Origin of the sequence: Mesonia aestuariivivens, from assembly GCF_019311235.1 — a bacterium.
Lineage (GTDB): Bacteria > Bacteroidota > Bacteroidia > Flavobacteriales > Flavobacteriaceae > Mesonia > Mesonia aestuariivivens.
In genome coordinates this window covers 41874-62131 of record NZ_JAHWDF010000013.1, presented here as the reverse complement: position 1 = coordinate 62131, position 20258 = coordinate 41874, and the positions used below count along the sequence as shown (strand labels likewise).

The 20258-nt window shown below is 33.0% G+C and carries 23 protein-coding genes; 10 read left to right on the top strand and 13 right to left on the bottom strand.

The genetic code is table 11. From position 1 onward, the window contains the following. Positions 1-10: 10 nt before the first annotated feature. Entirely contained in the window at positions 11-865 is an 855-nt protein-coding gene (locus tag KW502_RS11995; RefSeq protein WP_219040799.1) for a hypothetical protein, read from the top strand. Here KW502_RS11995 and KW502_RS11990 read toward each other — a convergent pair. Continuing rightward, on the bottom strand, positions 847-1506 hold the full coding sequence (locus KW502_RS11990; RefSeq protein WP_219040798.1) for a TrmH family RNA methyltransferase: 660 nt from the start codon (positions 1504-1506) through the stop codon (positions 847-849). The genes KW502_RS11995 and KW502_RS11990 overlap by 19 nt on opposite strands. Before the next feature lie 73 nt (positions 1507-1579). Between KW502_RS11990 and KW502_RS11985 the strand changes: the two genes are divergently transcribed. Further along, positions 1580-2263 carry an SIR2 family NAD-dependent protein deacylase gene (locus tag KW502_RS11985; protein WP_219040797.1) on the top strand — a complete coding sequence of 228 codons (684 nt, stop codon included), beginning with the start codon at positions 1580-1582 and terminating at the stop codon, positions 2261-2263. Positions 2264-2276: 13 nt separating this feature from the next. On the opposite strand, the gene KW502_RS11980 is transcribed toward KW502_RS11985, so the two are convergent. Further along, the gene (locus tag KW502_RS11980; protein ID WP_219040796.1) at positions 2277-2462 is read right to left on the bottom strand and encodes a hypothetical protein; all 186 of its coding nucleotides are present in this window, start codon (positions 2460-2462) and stop codon (positions 2277-2279) included. 153 nt (positions 2463-2615) lie between these two features. Here KW502_RS11980 and purB point away from each other — a divergent pair, with 153 nt between their 5' ends. Both purB and KW502_RS11970 read left to right on the top strand, forming a co-directional pair. Next, positions 2616-3950: an adenylosuccinate lyase gene (gene purB / locus KW502_RS11975; protein WP_219040795.1), complete on the top strand. Its 1335-nt coding sequence runs from the start codon at positions 2616-2618 to the stop codon at positions 3948-3950. Between the two features lie 102 nt (positions 3951-4052). Next, positions 4053-4619, top strand: a complete 567-nt coding sequence (locus KW502_RS11970) for a pentapeptide repeat-containing protein (protein ID WP_219040794.1) — start codon at positions 4053-4055, stop codon at positions 4617-4619. Positions 4620-4632: 13 nt separating this feature from the next. Here KW502_RS11970 and KW502_RS11965 read toward each other — a convergent pair whose 3' ends face one another. Both KW502_RS11965 and KW502_RS11960 read right to left on the bottom strand, forming a co-directional pair. Beyond that, a complete protein-coding gene (locus tag KW502_RS11965) occupies positions 4633-5805 on the bottom strand; it encodes a GlmU family protein (RefSeq protein WP_219040793.1) in 1173 nt (390 codons plus the stop codon). A 43-nt stretch (positions 5806-5848) separates the two neighbouring features. After that, positions 5849-6304 carry a nuclear transport factor 2 family protein gene (locus KW502_RS11960; protein WP_219040792.1) on the bottom strand — a complete coding sequence of 152 codons (456 nt, stop codon included), beginning with the start codon at positions 6302-6304 and terminating at the stop codon, positions 5849-5851. A 63-nt stretch (positions 6305-6367) separates the two neighbouring features. Between KW502_RS11960 and panB the strand changes: the two genes are divergently transcribed. The 4 genes from panB (at position 6368) to KW502_RS11940 (ending at position 8947) form a co-directional block, all read left to right on the top strand. Beyond that, positions 6368-7186 carry a 3-methyl-2-oxobutanoate hydroxymethyltransferase gene (gene panB / locus KW502_RS11955; protein WP_219040791.1) on the top strand — a complete coding sequence of 273 codons (819 nt, stop codon included), beginning with the start codon at positions 6368-6370 and terminating at the stop codon, positions 7184-7186. A 4-nt stretch (positions 7187-7190) separates the two neighbouring features. After that, complete coding sequence (locus KW502_RS11950) at positions 7191-7757, top strand: PAS domain-containing protein (protein WP_219040790.1); 567 nt, start codon at positions 7191-7193, stop codon at positions 7755-7757. Next, the gene (locus KW502_RS11945) at positions 7754-8137 is read left to right on the top strand and encodes an acyl-CoA thioesterase (RefSeq protein WP_219040789.1); all 384 of its coding nucleotides are present in this window, start codon (positions 7754-7756) and stop codon (positions 8135-8137) included. Before KW502_RS11950 ends, KW502_RS11945 begins: the two co-directional genes overlap by 4 nt. 105 nt (positions 8138-8242) lie before the next feature. Further along, a complete protein-coding gene (locus KW502_RS11940) occupies positions 8243-8947 on the top strand; it encodes an RluA family pseudouridine synthase (RefSeq protein ID WP_255554225.1) in 705 nt (234 codons plus the stop codon). A 3-nt stretch (positions 8948-8950) separates the two neighbouring features. On the opposite strand, the gene KW502_RS11935 is transcribed toward KW502_RS11940, so the two are convergent. The 7 genes from KW502_RS11935 to KW502_RS11905 all read right to left on the bottom strand — a co-directional run bounded on the left by KW502_RS11935 (position 8951) and on the right by KW502_RS11905 (position 15483). Continuing rightward, positions 8951-9712 (bottom strand): hypothetical protein, encoded by a 762-nt coding sequence (locus KW502_RS11935; protein ID WP_219040788.1) that lies wholly within the window; start codon positions 9710-9712, stop codon positions 8951-8953. A gap of 73 nt (positions 9713-9785) precedes the next feature. After that, positions 9786-10466, bottom strand: a complete 681-nt coding sequence (locus tag KW502_RS11930; RefSeq protein WP_219040787.1) for a GDSL-type esterase/lipase family protein — start codon at positions 10464-10466, stop codon at positions 9786-9788. Further along, positions 10456-11316 (bottom strand): 5-oxoprolinase subunit C family protein, encoded by an 861-nt coding sequence (locus KW502_RS11925; RefSeq protein ID WP_219040786.1) that lies wholly within the window; start codon positions 11314-11316, stop codon positions 10456-10458. Before KW502_RS11925 ends, KW502_RS11930 begins: the two co-directional genes overlap by 11 nt. Further along, a complete protein-coding gene (gene pxpB, locus KW502_RS11920) occupies positions 11306-12040 on the bottom strand; it encodes a 5-oxoprolinase subunit PxpB (RefSeq protein ID WP_219040785.1) in 735 nt (244 codons plus the stop codon). The genes KW502_RS11925 and pxpB overlap by 11 nt, the downstream gene beginning before the upstream one ends. A gap of 3 nt (positions 12041-12043) precedes the next feature. Further along, positions 12044-12775: a 5-oxoprolinase subunit PxpA gene (pxpA, locus tag KW502_RS11915; RefSeq protein ID WP_219040784.1), complete on the bottom strand. Its 732-nt coding sequence runs from the start codon at positions 12773-12775 to the stop codon at positions 12044-12046. Positions 12776-12785: 10 nt separating this feature from the next. Continuing rightward, positions 12786-13937, bottom strand: coding sequence for a DUF2891 domain-containing protein (locus KW502_RS11910; RefSeq protein WP_219040783.1), 1152 nt, complete (start codon positions 13935-13937; stop codon positions 12786-12788). A gap of 7 nt (positions 13938-13944) precedes the next feature. Beyond that, entirely contained in the window at positions 13945-15483 is a 1539-nt protein-coding gene (locus KW502_RS11905; protein ID WP_219040782.1) for a YifB family Mg chelatase-like AAA ATPase, read from the bottom strand. Between the two features lie 243 nt (positions 15484-15726). Here KW502_RS11905 and mqo point away from each other — a divergent pair, with 243 nt between their 5' ends. Together mqo and KW502_RS11895 are read left to right on the top strand one after the other, a co-directional pair. Then, positions 15727-17220 (top strand): malate dehydrogenase (quinone), encoded by a 1494-nt coding sequence (gene mqo / locus KW502_RS11900; protein ID WP_219040781.1) that lies wholly within the window; start codon positions 15727-15729, stop codon positions 17218-17220. Between the two features lie 89 nt (positions 17221-17309). Then, positions 17310-17726: a DoxX family protein gene (locus KW502_RS11895; RefSeq protein ID WP_219040780.1), complete on the top strand. Its 417-nt coding sequence runs from the start codon at positions 17310-17312 to the stop codon at positions 17724-17726. A gap of 66 nt (positions 17727-17792) precedes the next feature. Here KW502_RS11895 and pgi read toward each other — a convergent pair whose 3' ends face one another. Together pgi and KW502_RS11885 are read right to left on the bottom strand one after the other, a co-directional pair. Continuing rightward, positions 17793-19397, bottom strand: a complete 1605-nt coding sequence (gene pgi, locus KW502_RS11890; RefSeq protein WP_219040779.1) for a glucose-6-phosphate isomerase — start codon at positions 19395-19397, stop codon at positions 17793-17795. Beyond that, entirely contained in the window at positions 19387-20253 is an 867-nt protein-coding gene (locus tag KW502_RS11885) for an N-acetylglucosamine kinase (protein WP_219040778.1), read from the bottom strand. Before KW502_RS11885 ends, pgi begins: the two co-directional genes overlap by 11 nt. Positions 20254-20258 lie beyond the last annotated feature (5 nt).

The following is a 20258-nucleotide window of genomic DNA, read 5'->3' as shown; positions in this document are numbered from 1 at the left end:
AAAAAATGTCATGAAAAAGATAGTTTTTCTTCTATTTATTTGCGGAAGTATTGCATTTGCGCAAAAAAATCAACTTAAAGAAATAAAACACCTCTCCAAAAAACTTACCGAAATTAGTGGTATTGAAACCTTAAAGGGTTCTCCACTCATTTGGGGCATCAACGACTCTAGCAATCCAAACATCGTGTACGGATTTACACAAAAAGGAGAAATAAAAAGAGAGATTGAAATTGAAAACGCTGAAAATGTAGATTGGGAAGACCTTGCTAAAGATAACAAGGGAAATTTATATATTGGAGACACCGGTAATAATGATAACGACCGTGAAGATTTAGCGATTTATATTGTTGAAGATTTTATCAATCAGCACAAAAAAGCAACAGCTAAAAAAATTGAATTTTCATTTGAAGATCAAACCGATTTTCCCGCAGATGATGACAATATGAATTTTGGTTCTGAAGCGCTCATTTACAAAAATGGTAATTTATATATGTTTACTAAAAATAGAAGCGAGACCCCTGACGGAACAGTTAATGTCTATAAAATTCCTGCAGTTCCAGGAAAATACAAAGCAAAAAAAATAGGTTCTTATCAAACTTGTGAAGGTAAAAGAGAATGTTGGATCACCGCAGCAAGTATTAATGATGAAGAAAATGAAGTTATTCTTTTAAGCGAAGAACATGTTTGGAAACTCAATAATTTTGAAGAAGACGATTTCTTCGGAGGAAAAATCAAGCAATACGATATATCAGGTAAACGTACTCAAAAAGAAAGCATTTGCTATAAAAACCAAAATACTGTGTTTATAGCAGATGAAAAAGAAAGCAAAAAAAAGGGAAGATATCTTTATGAATTTTCTTTATAATAACGTTCTATAATTTCTTTACTACTTTTTATGCAACTAGTTGCCCAATGCATTCTAATATCATATTGTTCCTCTTGGCTTAGCTGCCAACCCACCTCACTTCGTTTTAACCGAGAAGTTAAATTTTGAAGAATAATAGCCGCAGAAACTGAAATATTTAAGCTTTCAGTAAAACCAGACATTGGTATTTTTAAAAAACCATCTGCTTTTTGCATAAGTTCTTCACTCAAGCCATCTTTTTCTGTACCAAAAAATATAGCCGAAGGTTTTTCTATATCAAAATCATCTAACACACAAGCATTGTTATGAGGAGTAGTAGCTATTATTTGATATCCTTTTCCTTTTAGTTTATCTACCGCATCTTTAACCGTATGGTAACGATTTACATCTACCCATTTTTGTGCTCCCATCGCAATTTCTCTATCAATCTTGCGCACATTTTTTTCTTCAGTAATGTGAACATTTTGCACCCCAAAAACATCACAGCTTCTAATCACAGCACTCGTATTATGCAATTGGTAAACATCTTCTGTAGCGACTGTAAAGTGATTGGTACGTTGAGCGATAACCTTATCGAACAATCCTTTTCTTCTAGGCGTTAAATAAGATTCTAAATAATCTAAAAGCTTCTGGTCTCTCATAATGCGAAAGTAGAATTTTTTAGTTAAAAAATTAAGTTTTAAATTAGTCATTCATCACAAAAATAAAGTTGAAATGAAAAATGTAGCGGTATTAACTGGAGCTGGAATAAGTGCAGAAAGTGGTATTAAAACTTTTCGTGATGATAACGGTTTATGGGAAGGCCATAATGTGATGGAAGTAGCTTCACCACAAGGTTGGAGAAATAATCAAGAACTTGTTTTAGATTTTTACAATAAACGAAGAAGACAATTAAAACAAGTAAAACCTAATGCTGCTCATTTAGCATTATGCAAATTAGAAAAAAAATACAATGTAAATATTATCACTCAAAACGTAGATGACTTACACGAACGTGCCGGAAGCGCTCAAGTTACGCACTTACACGGCGAACTTTTTAAAGTAAGAAGCACTTTTGATGAAAATTTAATCTTAGACTGGAAAGACGATTTAAAAACTGGCGATTTTTGTGAGCTTAATCATCAATTACGACCACATATTGTTTGGTTTGGAGAGCAAGTACCTATGTTAGATGTTGCTTTGGAGATTGTTGAAAAGGCAGACATTCTCATCATCATTGGTACATCAATGCAAGTCTATCCTGCAGCCAGTTTAATGCATTATGCACCAGAAAATACCCCTGTTTATTTTATAGATCCCAATCCGTCTATAAGTTCTTCAGAATGTATTGAAGTCATTGCAAAAAATGCTTCTATAGGTGTTCCCATACTGGTAGAAAAACTACTCAAAAATAAATAATACGTCAAATTACCTACATCTTAAACCACTTTTCTATTTCTGTATCTAATTCTTTTACAGGTATAGCTCCCAATCCGTTGATATAAGTATGCTCCCGTTGTCTTTTTTCTAAAACGATAAGTTTACCCACCAATTCATCGATTGTAAAGTGATCAGGAAAATTTTGCAATTCCTTTTCTAAAACTTTTTTACTAATCATGGCATTATTTTAAAGTTACACCAATATACATATTTTACATATCAATCTTATATTCCATATAAAGATTTAATTGTTGAAATAAGTTCTGCATTCTGTTTTATAGGTGGCGCTTAAGCTTTATCTTTATCGCTTTAATTTTTTAACGTAAACCCTATGAATCCGCTTCAGGCCATTTCACCCATAGACGGCAGATATGCTTCTAAAACTAAAAATTTAATACCCTATTTTAGTGAAGAAGCATTAATTAAATACCGTGTAAAAGTAGAAATAGAATATTTTATTGCACTTTGTGAGCTACCTTTACCGCAACTACAAAAAGTAGACGCATCTTATTTCCCAAAACTTCGAAAAATTTATGAAGATTTTTCTACCGAAGATGCACAAGCCGTGAAAGAGATAGAGTCTGTCACCAATCACGATGTGAAAGCGGTTGAATACTTTATCAAAAAAGAAATGGACAATTTAGGTTTAAATGAATCTAAAGAATTTATACATTTTGGGCTTACTTCTCAAGATATTAATAACACTTCTGTTCCGTTAAGTTTAAAAGACGCTATTGAGCAGGTTTATTACCCACTATTAAACGAGGTTTTAGATAAATTGAAAGAAATGGCTGAAGATTGGAAAGAAATTCCGCTTTTAGCCAGAACTCACGGGCAACCCGCATCCCCTACCCGTTTAGGAAAAGAAATAGATGTGTTTGTAACTCGTATTGAAGAACAAATTAAAACCTTAGTACAAACACCAACAGCAGCAAAATTTGGTGGCGCAACCGGAAATTACAATGCGCACAAAGTTGCTTACCCATCGATTGATTGGAAAGCTTTTGGAACTGATTTTGTAGAAGGTTTAGGAATGAAACATTCTTTCCCAACCACACAAATCGAGCATTACGATTATATGGCAGCGACTTTTGACGCCTTAAAACGCATCAATACCATTTTAATTGACTTAGACCGCGATGTATGGACCTATGTTTCTATGGATTATTTCAAGCAAAAAATAAAGAAAGGCGAAGTTGGTTCTTCTGCAATGCCACATAAAGTAAACCCGATTGACTTTGAAAATAGTGAAGGAAATTTAGGAGTTGCCAATGCATTATTTGAGCATTTAGCAGCAAAACTCCCGTTAAGCCGTCTACAGCGTGATTTAACTGATAGCACGGTTTTAAGAACGATTGGAATGCCAATGGGTCATACTTTAATTGCATTACAATCTACTTTAAAAGGATTGAATAAATTATTGCTAAATGAATACAAGCTGAATGAAGATCTAGAGAATAACTGGGCTGTTGTTGCTGAAGCGATACAAACTATTCTTCGTCGTGAAGCTTACCCAAATCCTTATGAAGCCCTAAAAGGTTTAACCAGAACTAACGAGAAAATCACCGCAAAAAGTATTGCAGATTTTATTGAAACACTTGATGTTTCCTCAGAAATTAAAAAGGAACTAAAAGTGATTACTCCACAAAATTATACTGGAATATAGTTTATAATCTTAAAGGCTTATTTGAAATGCTTTATCAATCATCTAGCTGAGTTAAGTTCAGCATGATGTTCTAAGCTTTTCAAATAGCCTTTTTTATTTTTAATGATGAAATATTACCAAGACGAAACTTTTAAAAATGTAGATTTTAAACTTCAACAAGAAATTGCTGAATTTGACAACTGTATTTTTAAGAACTGTCAGTTTCAAAATTTAAAACTTTCAGGGTTTAATTTTACAGATTGCGAGTTTTATAGTTGTGATTTTAGCTCAGCCAACCTCAACAATTGTAGTTTAAACGAATGTACCTTTGAAGAATGTAAACTTTTAGGTTTACGATTTGATGCTTGCAACCAATTTTTACTGGGAGTGAATTTTCATTATTGTCAGCTTAACTTTTCGTCTTTTTTTCAATGCAAACTAAAGAAAACCAGTTTTGATCACTGCAGTTTAAAAGAGGTAGATTTTACAGAAACTGATTTGGAAGCGAGTAGCTTTGACCATAGCATTTTAAACGGAGCTGTTTTTGACAGAAGTAATTTAACAAAATGTAATTTTATGACCGCTCAAAACTTCAGTATTAATCCAGAAGTAAATAATATAAAAGCAGCGCACTTTAGTAAAGATAACCTTAGCGGACTGCTTTTACATTATGGTATTAAAATTAAATAATTTGGATATTATTTTAACCTCTTCTAAATTTAGAGGTTTCTTCAAAAACGTGTTCTAAAATTGCTCTGTCTTCTTCAGAAAAATCGATTTCACGTCTTGACATTACTTTTTCTGCAACTTCAAAAGCTTTATTGGTTTTGTAAGTCGTAGTTCCACTACTGCCGCCCCAACTAAAACTAGGGACAAAATTTCTTGGGAAACCAGCACCAAAAATGTTAGCACTTACCCCTACTACCGTTCCAGTATTAAACATGGTATTAATTCCGCATTTAGAATGATCACCCATCATTAAACCACAAAACTGCAATCCGGTTTTGGCAAAACCTTCAGTTTCGTAGCACCACAGTCTTACTTCAGCATAATTATTTTTTAAATTCGAGTTATTGGTATCTGCCCCTAAATTACACCATTCGCCTAAAACAGAATTTCCTAAAAAGCCATCGTGCCCTTTATTAGAATATCCCATAAGAATAGAGTTACTTACTTCTCCACCAACTTTACTGTAAGGTCCCACGGTGGTTGGTCCATAAATTTTAGCCCCCATTTTTAAAGTAGCGTGTTCACAAAGAGCAAAAGGTCCGCGAATGCTACAAGATTCCATCACCTCAGCATCTTTACCGATATAAATTGGACCATTCGCTGCATTTAAACTCGCCATAGTTAACTTTGCACCTTCTTCTACAAAAATTCGTTCTTTATTCACGCAAAATACAGAACCTGGAATTTCTTTAGAAGTTTTATCTTTTGTCAACCAATAAAAATCACGCTCAATTGCTTCTCCGTTTTTAGAGAAAATATCCCAAGTGTTTTCTATATAAAGTGGTTCTTCTTCAAGATCAATAGCTTCAAAACTTTCTAAATCTATTTCTTCATCTTCTGCAGCTTTAAAAGCTACATAAGTATCTTGATGAACAAGCACCTGATTAGCTTGTAAATTTTCTAATTGATGTAATAAGCTTTCCGAAGGAAAATAAGCACCGTTAATCATTACATTTTCTTCCATCTCGACCATTGGCCATTTTTCAGAAAGGTAAGCTTCTGTAATTGTAGTGGTGGTCGTTTCTAATAAAAGCTCCCATTTTTCACGAATGGTTAATATTCCGACTCGAATATCGGCGACCGGACGTGTATAAGTAAAGGGTAATAATTTATTTCTAGCATCTCCATCAAAGAGTATGTAATTCATAATAGTAAGTTTTAATGACGAATTTAAAAAGTATAAAGAAAGTTTAGTACTTACAAGCCTGTTTTTTTCGAGTATCAAAAAGAGAAATAATTTTCCACCCTTTTTGGGTATATATTAACTGAAAAATATTCACCCCGCAGTGGCTTAACTCTTCATTTAAATAAAACTCATAAGGCACCCACACACTTGCCAAATAACCATCCGTTTTTATTTCAACTATTCCTAAACGTTCTTCAAAATTAACTTCTCGAGGAATATTTACAATATTGCTTATAAAATTATCATAAGTATCGGTATGGACAACCATTTTACCTTGATCATTTTTCACAATAGACTTAAGCTCTACCTCCTCGAATGCAAATGATTTTAACTTCACACTATCTTGTTGATTAAAAGCTTTAAAAAACTCTTTCACCATAGTGTTTGCACTTTCTTCTTTAGTCTGAGAAAATCCCGTAAAGGCAAAAGAAAACATTATAAAAAAGTATAAAAATCGCATGACGTTAATATTTTGATGTTCGCGTACGAATTTAGTACTTTTACTTCAACAAAAAACAAGAAAATGTCAGTTGCAAAAAAACAATATAAAAGAGTTACCGTAAAGTCATTGGTAGAAATGAAAGCCAACAACGAAAAAATCTCTATGCTTACGGCTTATGATTATACGATGGCAAGCATTGTAGATGGTGCTGGGATTGATACTATCTTAGTTGGAGATTCTGCTGCTAACACTATGGCAGGATATGAAACTACTTTACCCATGACATTAGACCATATGATTTACCATGCGTCGTCTGTAGTAAGAGCTATTAAAAGAGCTTTGGTTGTGGTAGATTTACCTTTTGGCACTTACCAAAGTGATCCTAAAGAAGCCTTACGTTCTGCCATAAGAATTATGAAAGAAAGTGGCGCTCACGCTTTAAAATTAGAAGGTGGTAAAGAAATAAAAGAATCGATTAAGCGTATTTTAAATGCAGGTATTCCTGTGATGGGACATTTAGGACTTACGCCGCAATCTATTTATAAATTTGGAACATACACGGTAAGAGCTAAAGAAGAAGAAGAAGCAGAAAAATTAAAAGCCGATGCTAAGATGCTTGAGAAAATAGGCTGCTTTGCGGTAGTTTTAGAAAAAGTTCCAGCAAAATTAGCAAAAGAAGTGGCAGAAAGCATTTCTATTCCTGTTATTGGAATTGGCGCAGGTAACGGCGTAGATGGTCAGGTACTTGTTGTTCATGATATGTTAGGAATGACTCATGAGTTTAATCCTCGTTTTTTAAGACGTTATCTCGATTTACATACCGAAATGACCAGCGCCTTTCAAGCTTATCATAAAGATGTAAAAGCAGGAGAATTTCCTAATGAAAACGAGCAATACTAAGACTATGAAAAATAACCTAACAAATATGATGGGGCTAGACTTCTATCTATCTTCAATTTCTGTAAAAAAATATAAAGAGGTAAAAGAACAAATTGAACCCTCTTCCATTAAAACCACACCGTTACTAAGTTGGGATATTTTTAGTGAGTCTGCTTCAGAACAAATCATAAAAATTAGAAAAGAAAGAGAATACCAATCTTTCTTAGCTTTTACAGAAAAGTATAGCTTTCAAAATAATTTTAATGAGATTTTCTCTGCTCACGATTTTGAAGCTTTAGTAATGACTAATTTAGAAAAACAAATTGTTTGGGTTTCTAAAGGTTTTAAAGAGATGACAGGTTACCATCAAAAATTTGCAACCACGCAAACACCTGCATTCTTACAAGGAAAGAAAACATCTGCTGCTGCAAAATCAAGAATAAGAAAGCGTATCTTGGCTAGACAAGCTTTTTCTGAAACGGTTATTAATTATAAAAAAGACAACACCCCATATACGTGTGAAATTCACGTTTATCCGTTATTTAATGAAACTACAACACATTTCTTAGCGCTTGAAAAACAAATTGCATGAATAAAGAAAAACGAATAGAAGATTCTAAAACCACCATTTTTAAAGCGGTTTTCCCAAACACGACTAACCATTATGATACCTTATTTGGGGGTACAGCCATGCAACTCATGGATGAAACTGCTTTTATCACCGCTACTCGCTTTAGCAGGCAACAAATGGTAACAGTAAGCAGTGATAAAATAGATTTTAAAAAGCCTATTCCCGCAGGCACAATTATAGAACTTACTGGTAAAGTAACTCATGTAGGAAGTACAAGTTTAAAAGTAATTGTAGAAATTTTTGTAGAAGAAATGTATTCTGAAAGTAGAGAAAAAGCCGTTTCAGGAGAATTTACTTTTGTAGCTATTGATGAAAACAAAAAGCCTATTAAAATAGCTTAAGCTTAATATATCAGATAGACTTTGAGCCTGAATTAATACTTCTTAGTTTCATTTTTTTTATCATAATTATTTCATTTCTAAACCTTAAAAAGTCATTAAATTAATTTGAATAAATTGAAAGGAACACATAGCCATAAAGACAATTTAAACGTTATTTACGAAGACAATCATTTAATTGTAATTAATAAGCGTGCAGGAGATATCGTGCAAGGTGATAAAACCGGAGATAAACCTTTAAGCGAAGTTGTAAAATCTTATTTAAAAGAAAAATACAATAAACCAGGAAACGTTTATTTAGGAGTGGTTCATCGTTTAGACCGACCTACCACTGGAATTGTGATTTTTTCTAAAACCTCTAAGGCGCTACCTAGGCTTAATAAGTTATTTGCTGAAAAGAAAACCGCGAAAACCTATTGGGCGTTAGTAAAAAATGAACCTCCTCAAAAAAAAGACACGCTCGTACATTACTTAAAACGAAACCAAAAGCAAAATAAATCTTATGCTCATAAGAATGAAGTTCCCGATAGCAAAAAAGCAATTCTTCATTATCAAGTGCTTAAAAAACTAGATAATTATTTTCTTTTAGAGATAGCTCTAGAAACCGGTAGACATCATCAAATTAGAAGTCAGCTGTCTGCTATTGGCTGCCCTATTAAAGGCGATTTAAAATATGGTTTTGACAGAAGTAATAAAGATGCAAGTATTAGTTTACATGCTAGAAAACTAAATTTAATTCATCCTGTACTTAAAGAAGAAATGAATTTTGAAGCCCCAGTACCCGAAGATCCACTTTGGAAAGTTTGTGAATAGAGTTTAATTTTCTGATATTATAAAATCTGGAAGTTTTTCTAAATGCTTCTTCGTTATTTTACCATTTAAAAACGCTTCTAATTCATAAAATTTTATGCGATTATTGGTTAACACTCCAATAGCACCAAAACCTACAGAAACAATTTCTTTTTCATCAGAAAGGGTAAATTTAAGATCACTTTGCTCCCAAGTTTTTGTATCTATATGGTAATGATATAGGTTTAAATTTCCTTTATTTATAATACCAATAGAAGAAATACCTAAAGGATCAAGCATTAATGTGATAATTTTTTCGTGAGGCGGAAGTTTAAAAGTAGTTATTTTGTCTTTTATTAATTGCCAATTACCATCACGCTCTCCGTAAAAATTAATGGTTCCGTCGTTAACAACACCTATAGTTCCTAAACTTAACGAAACCAACTGCTGGTACGCAGGTAATTCAAAATCTGGATATTTCAATTTTCCCCAACCCTGCTCTTTATCATAAGAATAAAATTGAATAACCTCTTTATTAATCACTCCAATACTTCCTAGTCCTATCGGAAGTAATCCCTCATTTTTAGGGATCTCAAACTCTGTTATAGAAATAGATTTCCATTGTTGATCTTTAATCTCGTAAAAATTAATTTCATTTTGATCAATGACACCTAACGTTCCCCATCTCAAACTCATTATTTTTTTTGACGAAGCAGAAGGTGGTAAAGATTTACATCCTGAGAAAGTAACAGAAAGTACCAAAATGGTTGTAATCAATTTTATAGACATAAACACTATTGATTTTTTTACAGATTTCAAATTAAGTCGTTTTTAATACTATAAAATATCAAATTGTAAAAAATTAATTTGCAGAAAGTTTTTCTATTTCTGCATTTACAAGTGGCTCCATCACTAAATATCCTTCTCGGTTAGGATGAACACCATCATTCGCATAAACAGGATTAATAGCTTTATCTTTCATCACCATGGCTTCATAATAATTTACGTAAGGTAAATTATGTGTTTCTGCATAAGTAGAAATTAAATTATTGAGCTGAATAATTTTTTCAATAGGATTAATAGTAGATTCCCAAGGAAATTTTGATGCTGGTAAAACTGAACATAAAATCACCTGAATATCATTTGCCTGAGCCAATTCTACCATAGATACAATATTTCCGAAGATATTTTCTACCGTGATTGGTCCTGTATTTTGAGCAATATCATTAATACCTGCTAAAATCACCACTGCTTTAGGCTTCAAATCGATCACATCTCTACGAAAACGCAATAACATTTGCGAAGAAGTTTGTCCACTAATTCCTCGATCGACATATAGATTATCTTTAAAAAATTCTGGATGCTTATCTTTCCAAAATTGTGTGATTGAATTACCCATAAAAACCACGTGATCCCGCATAGGTAGTTGATCTTTTAATGCTGAATTTTGGTCGTGATAAAATTTAAAATTAGCCAAGTCTTTCTTCTGTGCATTTGCCATAGTACAAATAACTACTAAAATGAATAAAATTTTATTTTTCATAAGGTTTTATTTGAAATTGAATAGCATCCCCTTGTTTTTTTTGAGCCAAAAGATTTATACTTTCTTCGGTTAATTGAAAAATTCTTGGATAGCCGCCTGTTGTTTGTGCATCTCGCATTAAGATCATAAGATTGCCTGCAGGAGTAAATTGAACCGTACCTGGCAACACAGGCTGTGTTACTATTGACTGAAGGTTATTTTGAATCTTTTCTTGTAATTGATAAGCCATTCGGCTATAATTTTTAGATATGCTAAACCTCTTCTCCTGAAGTTCTTTTTTCAATTCATCTGATAATAAATCATATTCTGGACCTGGGTAAACTTTTAGGAATACCGTATCATATTTTTCAGCTTCATAATTAATATGCGCAAAATCTTGCTGTTTAGTTTTGTTATACTCAGCAATATTAAGATGATCTCCTTGTTGCAACTGACTGTTTTTTGTAATTGGAAAATACATACTTCGACTTCCTAATTTCAATTCAGACTGAAAACCGCCATTTATAGCCAAATACAACCTTATTCCTTTTGTTATTTGCTTAATCTGAAGTATATCTCCAACACTAACTTCAAAAGGCCTTAAAAGCGATTTTTTTTGGGTATTTAAAATAGCAACTGCACCCAACCCCACTAAAACGACTAACATTTCTTTCTCAAAAATTATGGTAGGCCCTAACATTGTAATTTCCATCACCGCTTCATACTCGGTGTTTCCTACTAACAAATTAGCTATTTTAGCAGAATAACGATCCATCACGCCACTTTCTGGTACTCCATAACCTGCAACACCAATTCGTCCAAAATCTTGAATACTGGTAAATAATCCCGCTTGTACTATTTTAATACTCATAAACTTCTTTTTTAAGCAAAAAATTACCTCGTTTAATTTCTTGCTTAATGGTGTTATATTTTTCTAAACTTACCGCTTCAAATTTTAATTTATCGCCAGGTTGAAACGGAGATGGTTTTTCATTTTCAACATCAAAAATTGGGACTGGACAATTGCCAATAATTTGCCAACCTCCAGCAGAATTTTGAGGATAAACTCCAGTCTGTTTTTCACCGATTCCCACCGCACCTTTTTCAACCTTTAATCGGGGAGATTCTTTTCTAGAAATATATAGCTTTTCATCAAGTCCGCCCAAGTATAAAAATCCGGGTAAAAAACCAGTAAAATAAATGGTGTAATTAGATTGAGTATGTAACTGAATTATTTCTGAAATACTACGTTTATTTTGCTTGCTTACAATTGCTAGATCTAGTCCAAATTCTTCATCATAACATACTGGAAGAGTATATTGTTGTAAGTGTAATTTCTGCCCTTTAAAATTAGCTGAAACGATGGTTTCAAGTACTGAAAATTCACTATAGATATTATTTATATAAGATATATATTTAATTAATAATGAATTATATGTATTAATTACTTCAACCTTTACTTTAGTATAATAATTTTGAATTTCTTTCTTCAGATAAAGTAAAAAATACAGTAGATCTTCATCTATTTTTTCTTCCCAAGACAACAAAATTGCCTGTTCGCCTAAAGCTTGAATTTTAGGTTTTTTATACTCCATTAACTATGCTATTTTTATATTTTTTCTTTCTAAATTTTCTCGCAAATACCTTAATATTTCGACAGAATTTTGGGTGTCGCTATGTACACAAATAGTGTCAAATTTTGCTTCTAAAAACTTCTTATTTTGAAGCTGAATTTTACCTTCTGAAACCATTAAAAAAACATGATTAAAAACGCTGCTTTTATCGTGTAAAATAGCATTATTTTTTAACCTAGACACTAAACTAAAATCGGCTTCATAATTTCGGTCTGCGAAGCCTTCTTTCCAAGTGTTTAGTTTAGCTTTTGCTAAGCTTTCTACCGCTGAGTTTGGGGGTACAAATAGAATAAGTTCTTCATCTATTTCTTTAACCATTTTAATCACCAAGTTTGCCTTTTCTACATCTTTAACTATTTCATTGTAAAGAGCGCCATGGGGTTTTACATGATGTAACTTCCCTCCTAGCCTTTCAGTAATAGATTTAACTTGTAGAATTTGATCCCTAAGTGTATTTTCTAGCGCTTCTAAAGAGATGTTCATTGTTTTTCTACCAAAATTCTCTTGATCTAGATAAGAAGGATGAGCGCCAATATTAACTTTATTCTCAAGGGCGAGTTCAACTGCTTTTGTGATCGTTGCTTTAGTTCCAAAATGACCACCGCAAGCAATATTACATGAAGAAATTAATGGCATAAGAGCAGCATCAAAAGCTCCGCCCTCAGCCAAGTCACAATTTAAATCTATTCTATTCATAAATAATTAGTTATCTACGCTGACTTAATGCATAAATTGAAAAGGTTCCTAACCAATGTCCGCCCTCATAAGAATCTTCAAAAAGGTTTTTAATAGAATGAGAAACGTGCTGATTTCCTATGTTTTTTAAGTGCTTAAAATCATCTGGATATTTATTAGCAAGGTGATAAAAAACCCAAGCACGACTATAATTTAACCCATCTAAATGCACCAATTTACCATCGGTTCTATCAGAAACTTCTCCAGGTGTTAATTCAAAATTTTTATTTAAAAGCTGAGGCATAAAATCTTTTAGCCACAGTTTAAAAGTTTGTTCTGCCAAAACGCGTTGCATTAAATCTACTTCTGCTAAACAAGGAGATAAAAAATCAAAACCACTTGGTTCCCACCCCATCGGGCAATTATCATCACCTAAATAAAAATCTTTAGCACGAGAGGTGATTAAATTTTGTAGTTTTTCATGATTGGTAGTCTTAGCATAATCATAAGCAAAAGACATCCCAAAAGCCGTATTTTCATGCTCTCCAACACGAATTGGGTAATTGAGCTTTGGAAGAAACTCTATATAATTTACTACTATCTGGTTGGTTAAAGGTTGAAGGTTTTGTTCTAATGGCTTAGCCAATGAATCATCCCAAGTATGAAGCTCCTCTGAAAGTTTTAATAACCAAGCCCAGCCATAAGTACGCTCGAAAGACTTGTTTTCTTTCTTCTTAAAATATTTTAATTCTTGTTGAATATTTTCTTTAGAAAGGTGTGCTGTGAGTTGTTTTTTTATTTCTTCAGCTTTTTTTAAGTCAGGAAATCTTTTTAGTAAACTCACTAACGACCAATGTGCGTGCACAGAAGAATGCCAGTCAAAACAACCGTAAAACGCAGGGTGAAACTCTTGTGGTTCTTTTAAATCTTTTTTTGAAGTAAGTGTTTGTCCAGATTTATAGGGATATTTCACACTAATACATGCTAAGGGCAAGTCTACTAATTTATTAGCTTGACTCAAAGTTAATTCTAAATTCTCCATAGGAACCAACTCAGCCTTTATCTCTTCAACAATACTGGTATCTTCTTCATGAAGTTCATTTACAGGTTCAACATGACTCTCTTGCTTATTTTTACATGAAAATAAGGCGATCCCTAAACTTAAAAGTATAATTTTTTTCATAATTTTTCTATCCTAACCAGCCCTCACGATCTAAACTGCGATATTGAATGGCTTCACTGATGTGTTTTCCTGTTATTTGTTCAGAATTTTCTAAATCTGCAATCGTTCTAGAAACCTTTAGAATACGGTCATAAGCTCTTGCAGAAAGGTTTAAACGCTCCATTGCTGTTTTAAGTAATTTTTTTGAATTTTCATCAAGTTTACAAAATTCTCGTATTTGTTTAACACCCATCTGAGCATTATAATGTACATTTTTAAAATCGTTAAATCTTTGAGTCTGTAGCTGCCTAGCTTGAGTCACACGCTTTCTAATTACTACACTACTTTCTCCTTTTCGCTCTTCACTTAACTTATCAAAAGGTACTGGGGTAACCTCTATATGAATATCGATACGATCTAATAAGGGTCCGCTAATTTTGCTTAAATAACGTTGCATTTCTGCTGGAGAAGAAGTTACCGGTGCATCGGGATCATTAAAATAACCACCCGGACTAGGATTCATACTTGCCACCAACATAAAACTTGACGGATAAGTTACCGTAAACCTTGCTCTAGAAATAGTAACTTCTCGATCTTCTAAAGGTTGTCGCATCACTTCTAGTACAGAACGTTTAAATTCAGGAAGTTCATCTAAGAATAATACTCCGTTATGAGATAAAGAGATTTCTCCTGGTTGCGGATATTGACCTCCACCTACTAAAGCCACATCTGAAATGGTATGGTGCGGACTTCTAAATGGTCGTTCTGCCATTAAACCTCCCAAGTTAGAAGTTCTTCCTACGACACTATGTATTTTTGTAGTCTCTAAAGCTTCGTATAAAGTCATCGGTGGCAAAATACTTGGTAATCGTTTAGCAAGCATGGTTTTACCAGATCCTGGAGGACCTACAAGTATAATATTATGCCCTCCAGCAGCGGCAATTTCCATACAGCGTTTTATGGATTCTTGACCTTTAACATCGGCAAAATCAAATTCTGGATGTTCTAAGTTTTCATAAAACTGTTTACGAGTATCAATTACTGTAGGTGTTAAAGCTTCATCTTTATCGAAAAAATTAATAACTTCTGTAATATTTTCTACTCCATAAATCTCCAAACCTTTAACGATAGCAGCTTCTGTAGCATTTTGCTTAGGCAAGATAAATCCTTTATAACCTTCTTCTTGCGCTTTAATAGCAATTGGCAAAGCCCCTTTAATAGGCTGTAAGCTTCCGTCAAGAGATAGCTCCCCCATAATTAAATAGTCACCAATATTTTCAGCTTTAATTTGAGAAGATGCACTTAAAATACCCAGTGCTAAGGTTAAATCATAAGCAGAACCTTCTTTTCGTAAATCTGCTGGAGCCATGTTAATGGTAATTTTTTTACCTGGTAACTTAAATCCGTTATTCTGTAAAGCTGCAGCAATACGGTAACTACTTTCTCGAATAGCATTATCGGGTAAACCCACCAAGTGATAACCAATACCTTTATCGATATTGACTTCTACTGTGATGGTGGTGGCTTCTACCCCAAAAACCGCACTACCAAAAACCTTTACAAGCATTAAATTTGTTATTTTATTAAAAATAGAAATTTATTCTTTATCATTTAACTTCTTATAAAAGTATTATGAAAATTCATTTAAATTTAGCTGAATTAAATAGATCTATAACTATTATTTAAAATGACTAAAACTGCCTATAATTAGTAAAATTACAATTCATTAGTAACTCTTAAATTTAAGTCAAATTTAGAGTAATATGATATCCCATCAACTCACATTAATTAACTTTAATCGAAAAGGAAAATGACTTCTCAACAACATCCTGAAAAATACGATCTTATTTGTGTAGGTGGTGGTATTATGAGCGCAACGCTTTCATTAATGCTAAAATTAATTGATCCTTCCCTAAAAATTGGGATATTTGAACGCTTAGATAAAGTAGCTCAAGAAAGCTCTGAAGCTTGGAATAATAGCGGTACGGGGCATTCAGCATTCTGTGAGCTTAATTATACTCCTGAAAATAAAAATGGTGCTATAGATATTTCTAAAGCAATTCAAATTTTTGATCAATTTGAAAAATCTAAACAATTTTGGGCATATTTAATTGAAGAAAACTTACTTAAAAAACAAAAAGACTTCATACATAAAACACCACACCATAGTTGGGTAACTGGAAAAGAGAATGTAGAATTTCTCAAAAAACGTTACCAAGCCATGAGTAAAGAATTTGCTTTTCAAGAAATGGAATTTTCAGAAGATAATTCTACTTTAGAAAATTGGTTTCCGTTAATTATGAAAAATCGAGAACAACAAAAAGAGCCTATGGCGGCTACTCAAATGAAATTAGGAACAGAAGTGAATTTTGGAAATATTACAGAACAGTTCTTTACTATTTTAGAAGAAAAGTTTGATACTCCCGTTCACCGTAACCACGAAGTTTTAGATATAGATCCTGATCATCAAGACTGGCTCGTCGAAATAAAAGACACAGAAAAAAATATAAAAAAATATTATGATGCAGATCATGTATTTATTGGTGCCGGTGGAGGAGCCCTACCCTTATTACAAAAAGTTGAAATTGAAGAAAAAAAAGGTTACGGAGGTTTTCCAGTAAGTGGTCAATGGTTAGTTTGTAAAAACCCAGAAGTGATTAAACAACATCACGCAAAAGTGTACAGTAAAGCAGGACCAGATACACCACCAATGTCTACTCCGCATTTAGATACGCGTTTTATCAACGGAAAACAAGAACTAATGTTTGGACCTTTTGCTGGTTTTAATACAAAATTTTTAAAAGAAGGAAGCTATACCGATTTAATAAAATCTATTAAGCTAGATAATATTCCTTCAATGTTAGGCGCTTTTTGGCACAATTTACCGCTAACTGAATATTTGATTACGCAGGTAAGCAAAAGTCACGAAGACCGTATGGATGATTTGAGAACATTTGTAAAAGATGCAAAATCTGAAGATTGGAAATTAAAAGTAGCTGGACAACGTGTACAAATTATTAAAAAAGATGAAAAACAAGGGGGTACTTTAGAGTTTGGTACCGATGTGGTTCATGATAAAGGAGGAAGTATTACCGCGCTTTTAGGAGCTTCTCCCGGTGCTTCTACCGCAGTTCATATTATGATCGATGTCATAAAGTTAGCCTTTCCCGAATTACTTGAAGATGAAGAAAAAGTAAAAACACTTTCTAAAATGATTCCGTTTTGGAATAAAGATATTACGAAAAACCAACAAGAATTTAAAGAAGTTCAGACACATTGTATGAAAATTTTGAAAGTAGACTAAATTTCAAAATTTAATAAAAAATTAAAATGAAACCTTTATAAAAACAAATACATTTACATCGTTTACGATTTAATCTTAAAAGATTTATTATGACTTTATCAACTTCAACAACACAAAAAGTATTTAGAATAATTTTAGGTGGTTTTATGATTATGGCCAGTATTGGGCATTTAACTTTTCAACGCGAAGAATTTCAGGCTCAAGTACCAGATTGGATTCCAATTACCAAAGATATTATAGTAATAGGTTCTGGTATTTTAGAATTTGCTTTAGGGGCAGCTATGATTTTTCTGAAAAAATTTAGAATAGAAACAGGAATAGCTTTAGCCATATTTTATGTTTTGATCTTTCCTGGAAATATCGCTCAGTATGTAAATGAAATTAATGCTTTTGGATTAGATACAGACCGAAAAAGATTAATTCGGTTATTTTTTCAACCTATTTTAATTTTATGGGCACTTTGGTCTACAGGAGCTTTAAAATATTTGCTTAAAAAGAATAAATAAGTTTATAAAACAAAAAAAGCCAAGTTTAAGAACTTGGCTTTTTTTAAAAATAAATCTTCTCTAAATTTAAGAAAGATATGCTTTTAATAAACTTTTGGTGGAAGCATCTTGATCTTTAGAAAAATCTTTAGTTTCGATTTGTTCTAAAATACCGTTAGCTAATTGTTTACCAAGCTCTACCCCCCATTGATCGTAGCTAAAAATATTCCAAATAACACCTTGAACAAATAGTTTATGCTCATAAAGTGCTACTAAACTACCTAAACTTTCAGGCGTTAACTGGTCGATTAATAACGTATTTGTAGGTTTATTTCCTTCAAATACTTTAAATGGTTTTAAGGTTGAAGCTTTTTCGGCATCTGTTCCTTTTATCTCTTCTTCTACTTGCTCAAGCGTTTTCCCTTTTAGTAAAGCTTCGGTTTGAGCGAAAAAATTAGCCATTAATTTATCTTGGTGTTCTTGATTACCGTGTAATGATTTTTTAAACCCAATAAAATCACAAGGAATTAATTTTGTACCCTGGTGTATGAGCTGAAAAAATGCATGTTGAGAGTTGGTACCAGGTTCACCCCAAACAATTGTTCCTGTTTGGTAAGGTATTTTATTCCCATCGCGAGAAACACTTTTTCCGTTACTTTCCATAATACCTTGTTGTAAATAAGGTACTAATTTTTGCAAATACTGAGAATAAGGAATAATCGCTTCTGTTTCGGCATCAAAAAAGTTATTATACCAAATGCTTAAAAGTGCTAGTGTTACAGGAATATTGTCTTTAAAATCTGTTGTTTTAAAGTGCTCATCCATTTTTCCTGCTCCGTCTAATAAGCCTTGATAATTATCAAAACCTACGGCGCAAGCTATAGATAGGCCTACAGCACTCCAAAGTGAAAAACGACCACCAACCCAATTCCACATAGGAAAAATGTTTTGATCTGCAATTCCAAAGTCTTTTACACTTTCTAAGTTGGTAGAAACTGCTACGAAGTGTTTTGCAACCTCTTCTCTTGGAGCAGATTTCAAAAACCAATCTCTTATTGTGTTTGCATTTGTAATGGTTTCTTGAGTAGTAAAACTTTTAGAAACAATAATAAAAAGTGTGGTTTCTGGATCTAGATCTTTAATAGTTTCCATCACGTGATCTCCATCTATGTTAGAGATGAAGTGAACCCCTAAATGATTTCTGTAGTATTTTAATGAATCTACAATCATTTGTGGCCCTAAGTCACTACCACCAATCCCTATGTTTACCACATCGGTAATGGCTTTTCCGGTATAACCTTTCCACTCTCCTGAAATAACTTCTTGAGAGAATTTTTCAATTTTATGAAGGGTTTCTTTTACTTCTACTGGTTTTTCTTGACCACGAAGTGCTGTGTGTAGTACAGCTCGACCTTCAGTTTGATTAATTTTATCTCCGTTGAATTGCTTATCAATTGCATCTTTCAATTCAACTTCGTTTGCCAATTCTAGCAATAAATCTTTGGTTGTACTAGTGATTCTATTTTTAGAATAGTCTACGAAAAAGTTATTCCATTTCAATTGAAATTTTTCTGATCTAGACGCATCTTCGGCAAAAAGATGAACCATTTTCTGGTCTTTAATTTCCTGATAATGTTTTGCTAACTTTTCCCAGGCTTTAGTAGCGGTTGGATTTATTGTTTTAAGAGGCATTGTTTATTAATTTTTTTCTATAATGTTCTATTAAACCATCGATTGGTCTTCTTACAATGTTCCCCAGTTCTAAGCTGTAAGGTTTCATTGCGTCTGCAATAATTTCTGAAGAAAAATGCGCTATAGATCCTACAAAGTGAATAGGTACATTTTGAGATTCTCTAAAGCATAAGATACGATTTTCTATAAACTTTTTCATCCCTTCAGAGATCAATTTATAAAAATAGCCGTTTACTTCTTTACTTGTAAAGATAAATTCTGCAAAATGAGCAAGATAAGTATTAGGGTTATCTTCTTTATATAGGTTACGCTTAATCTCGTCTGCATCTAAGTTGAAACGCTCTTCAAATTCTTTAGCAAGTGCTATAGGCATGCGCTTATAGTAATAGTCTCTAATTAAGCGTTTTCCAAAGTAGTTTCCGCTAGCTTCATCCATAAGTACATAGCCTAAAGAATCTACCGCCATTCTTACACTTTCATCACCATCAAAAAAACAACTGTTAGAACCTGTACCTAAAATACAAACAATACCAGGTTCTGAGGTAACTGCGTAAGAAGCAGCAACCATATCTTCACGAACATCTACTTTAGCATTGGTAAAGTATTCACCAATTATTCTCGATAAGTTTTCTGTAGGTCGCTTAGTACCACAACCGGCACCATAAAAACCTACAAGGGTAACTTCATCTTTTACTCGGGCAAGATCATCATTATCCCGAAGTCGGCTTTCAAGAACTTCTGTCTTGAAAACCGCCGGGTTTAGTCCTTGTGTACGTGTTTTAAATACTTGTTCGCCGTTATCGTCTAAAAGTATCCAATCACATTTAGTTGAACCGCCATCTGCTATTAATAACATAGACG